Genomic DNA, 3,303 nt, shown 5'->3' with positions numbered 1-3,303 from the left:
GTAACAGAAGAGATAAAAGAACAAGCTAACCAAGAAGCGTATAAGCCAATGAAAAAAGCGGCTAATGATGATTATGGCATGGAGATGTGAGTTCCACTAATATTTTCAATAACATGTTTTTAAATAATGTTATTGAATTTGGCGTAATGACTTTTAATATTCTTTTTTTCTAAACTTTTCCCTTTTTAAAAACACCCTAAAAAACCACCACTAATCAAATTCTACCAACCATTTCAAAAAGAACTAACAGATAACATAATTATTTACAATAACATAGTATTAAGTTTTTCTATTTTATATACTTTTAAGCTATTTATATTTAAAATATGTTTAACAAAATGATAAAGGAATAAGCGATGATAATCACCATAGCTAACGAAAAAGGAGGGAGCGGTAAATCCACTTTATGCTTGAACTTGTGCGTTCAATTATTGCTAGACAAGAAAGATATTGCCGCATTAGACACTGATAGCCAAAAGAGTTTGGAAGTGTTTAACAATATTAGAAGTGAAACAAGTTTGCCCAATTTCACGCTCTTTAATCGCACAGGCAATATCACAGACACCTTAAAACAGATGATGGATAAATACGAATACATCCTTATTGATACTAAAGGCGAACATTCCAAAGAAAGCCAAAGAGCTATGTTATTGAGCGATTGGGTGCTAATACCCACCACGCCAAGCCAACTAGACACAGCGGTGCTATTAGACATGCTAGAAAGGATTAGAGACATCCAAGCGTTGAATGAAAACTTAAAAGCTTGTATTGTGATGAACCGCATCCCTACTATCCCCACTCTTAAAGAGAAAAAAGCTCTCATTGATTTTATCAACCAAAATAACGCTAATGAAAGCGTGTTTTTAATGGATAATATATTAAGCGAAAGGATAGCTTATAAGCGTTCAGTGAGTGAAGGCATGGGCGTGATGGAATACAATGACAATAAGGCTAAAAACGAATGGTCTAAATTCTATGATGAATTGAGCGGGTATTTAGGGGGCAAAAAATGAAATGGTAGAATTTATAGTTTAATTCTAAATAACGCTTAATTGTGTTATGATATTAAAAACAATCTACTTTAAAGGATAAATATGGAATTTAAAAACACCAAAAAAGACAGGTTGAGCGATTTAGAAAATCGCTTTGAGAATGCCAACAAGCATGAAACAAACAAACATGAAAAAGAAGACAGGAAAAAAGCCCACACGCTCTATATTTCAGAGAAAGTGATGAACAGCGTAGAAGAGTATTTGAATGAATTTGGAGCGTTCAGAGAAAATAAAAGCGTGTTTGTTCAAGACGCTATTGTTTTTTATTTAGAACACAAGAAAAAAGAAATGAAGCAAACGCTTTTAGATAAGGCGAGCAAGTTGTGATTTTATGGTGTTTTCATACCAAGGAGCTTAAATGAAAAAAACAAGACTTTTCAAGTTGAGAGCGTTGGGTTTGGCATGTTTAATGGGATTAGGCGTGAGCGGGTGCGCGTTTTTAGATAAGCAAATTTTAAACGACCACTTGACTAAGGCTAAAAACAATCCAAAATACGATTGCCAAAAAGAAATGTGGTCTTTCCCTAAAAAATACGATGGGATAAATCAGTGTTTAAAGGCTCAAGAAGAGCTTATTGAACCAATCATCACTAAAAAGATTGATCAGTATCAATGCGATGATTTCACTAATGAAGGCTTAAAAGGTAAGTGCTTTAAAAGAAACGATGCCTATTTAAACACTCTTTTAACGCCTATCATTCAAAAACAAGAGCGTCGTTTTAGCTGCTCTGACTTCCATAACCCAGAACTAAAAGAACAATGTATGGATAAAAAAGACCGACAAGAAAGACTAATTAATCTCGTGCAATTAGAAGCGTTTGAAAAAGAATACGCGCAATATGAACCATACATTATCCCTTACTTCACCAAAGAATGCGTTAAAAATGCGCCCAATTTAGCTAACAAGGAAAGACTATGCCAAAAAGAAGTGCATGAAAAATTTAGCGACCCTTATTCTAGCTCTAAAGAATTGAGCGTTAAATCAGCTATTTCTTTTTGCATTAAAAAAGTTGATGCTAAATTAGAAAAAGCCGCTCTTATGAATGGCGTTTATATAAGCTCTTATAAAAAATCCACCCACTGCCAAAGAACGCATTTGGAAAATAAGAGCTTGAAAGAAATCGCTTTAGAGATGAACCCTAAATTAGAAAAGCAAAGCCCTTTTATTGATGCGGATAAAATGGCTATTCAATCTGCAGAGCTGTTGAGAAAGAATAAAGATGTCTTAATCGCTTTTGCTACAGATATTTGTATGGAGCGTAATGAACATAAAAAAGAAGAGTTTATCAGCCTTAAAGATAGTTGCACCCAATCGCAAGCCAAACTCTATAACCATAAAGAGCGCTTTGACAAATTCATACAAGATTACCAGAAAGACTTAAAAACTTGTCTTTTAGACACTTCTAACACTAAAGAAGAAGTGGAGCAAAATTTTTTGCTTTGCCAAAAAGAGCAATTGAGAGACGATAACAAAGGCTTGGGCTTCACTTTAGAAGAATTGGTTAAAAAATACGCTAAGTAAAGTTATTTAATTTTATGGATGGTTTTAAAAATCCATTTCATAGTTATTGTTAGGGTTTGTGGGTTCATTGGTAGTTTTGTTAAAATCTTGAGTGGTATTTTTGAGTGCGTTTGTGTTTTCTTGCGTGTCTTGTGTAACGGCTGTGATTTGATGGTTGCTTTGCAAGTTTTCTAAAGCTATGCTTGCACTTTTTAATAAGGTTTTAAAGCATTGTAATTCTTTCTGCAAAAAATTAAGCGATTTTTCACAGCGTTTAATGATTTTATCCCTTTGCCCTCTTTCATAAATGGGCAAATCATTTTCATTAGCCTGTGTTAAAAATTTTAAATCTTTTGATAGCTCCATAGCTCTAGTTTCTAAGAATTCTTTTCGCTTCTTAGCAAAACAATAATTTTCCTCTTCAAGTCTTTTTAAATGTTCTAAAAGATTGAGCCACATTTGTTTATCTAACAAATTGTCTTGTGGGTTAGAATTTTTAATATTATCATCTATCTTTTTCATTTCAAACCTAGCAATATTAACAAGTAAAGCGCTATTTTTAAAAAACTTAGCCACTAAAAACATATTGTTTTTATCAGTCAAGCTTAAACTTTGATAATTCATATACCTGAAAAATTCAAAAGCTCTTTGTGAAATACTATGTCTATCGCTTTTAAAATCTAAAGCAATTTTTTCTAAATTTTTAGCAATGCTTTTGCTTATAAAAACTTTGCTCATCATTGTCGTTTA

At 32.8% G+C, this 3,303-nt stretch carries 3 protein-coding genes and 1 pseudogene; 3 read left to right on the top strand and 1 reads right to left on the bottom strand.

Annotated elements, in window-relative coordinates; all coding sequences use genetic code 11:
- Nucleotides 1-356: 356 nt before the first annotated feature.
- The 3 genes from QU01_RS07805 to QU01_RS07795 all read left to right on the top strand — a co-directional run bounded on the left by QU01_RS07805 (nt 357) and on the right by QU01_RS07795 (nt 2,574).
- Complete coding sequence (locus QU01_RS07805; RefSeq protein WP_033763393.1) at nt 357-1,013, top strand: ParA family protein; 657 nt, start codon at nt 357-359, stop codon at nt 1,011-1,013.
- Nucleotides 1,014-1,094: 81 nt separating this feature from the next.
- The gene (locus QU01_RS07800; RefSeq protein ID WP_033763394.1) at nt 1,095-1,379 is read left to right on the top strand and encodes a hypothetical protein; all 285 of its coding nucleotides are present in this window, start codon (nt 1,095-1,097) and stop codon (nt 1,377-1,379) included.
- Between the two features lie 31 nt (nt 1,380-1,410).
- On the top strand, nt 1,411-2,574 hold the full coding sequence (locus QU01_RS07795) for a hypothetical protein (RefSeq protein WP_033763396.1): 1,164 nt from the start codon (nt 1,411-1,413) through the stop codon (nt 2,572-2,574).
- Nucleotides 2,575-2,598: 24 nt separating this feature from the next.
- Here the strand turns inward: QU01_RS07795 and QU01_RS07790 are convergent.
- A pseudogene (locus QU01_RS07790) lies at nt 2,599-3,291 on the bottom strand (relaxase/mobilization nuclease domain-containing protein); the annotation flags it as partial.
- Nucleotides 3,292-3,303 lie beyond the last annotated feature (12 nt).

The organism is Helicobacter pylori SA221C (assembly GCF_000476855.1).
In the GTDB taxonomy this organism is placed as follows: Bacteria; Campylobacterota; Campylobacteria; order Campylobacterales; family Helicobacteraceae; genus Helicobacter; species Helicobacter pylori_DK.
Note: the sequence above shows the minus strand (reverse complement) of the source record. Positions and strands in the feature narration are given on the sequence as shown.

What these genes read in the sequence shown, in the direction of transcription:
- QU01_RS07805 (WP_033763393.1), top strand. Translation starts at nt 357, where the DNA reads ATGATAATCACCATAGCTAACGAAAAAGGAGGGAGCGGTAAATCCACT.
- QU01_RS07800 (WP_033763394.1), top strand. Translation starts at nt 1,095, where the DNA reads ATGGAATTTAAAAACACCAAAAAAGACAGGTTGAGCGATTTAGAAAAT.
- QU01_RS07795 (WP_033763396.1), top strand. Translation starts at nt 1,411, where the DNA reads ATGAAAAAAACAAGACTTTTCAAGTTGAGAGCGTTGGGTTTGGCATGT.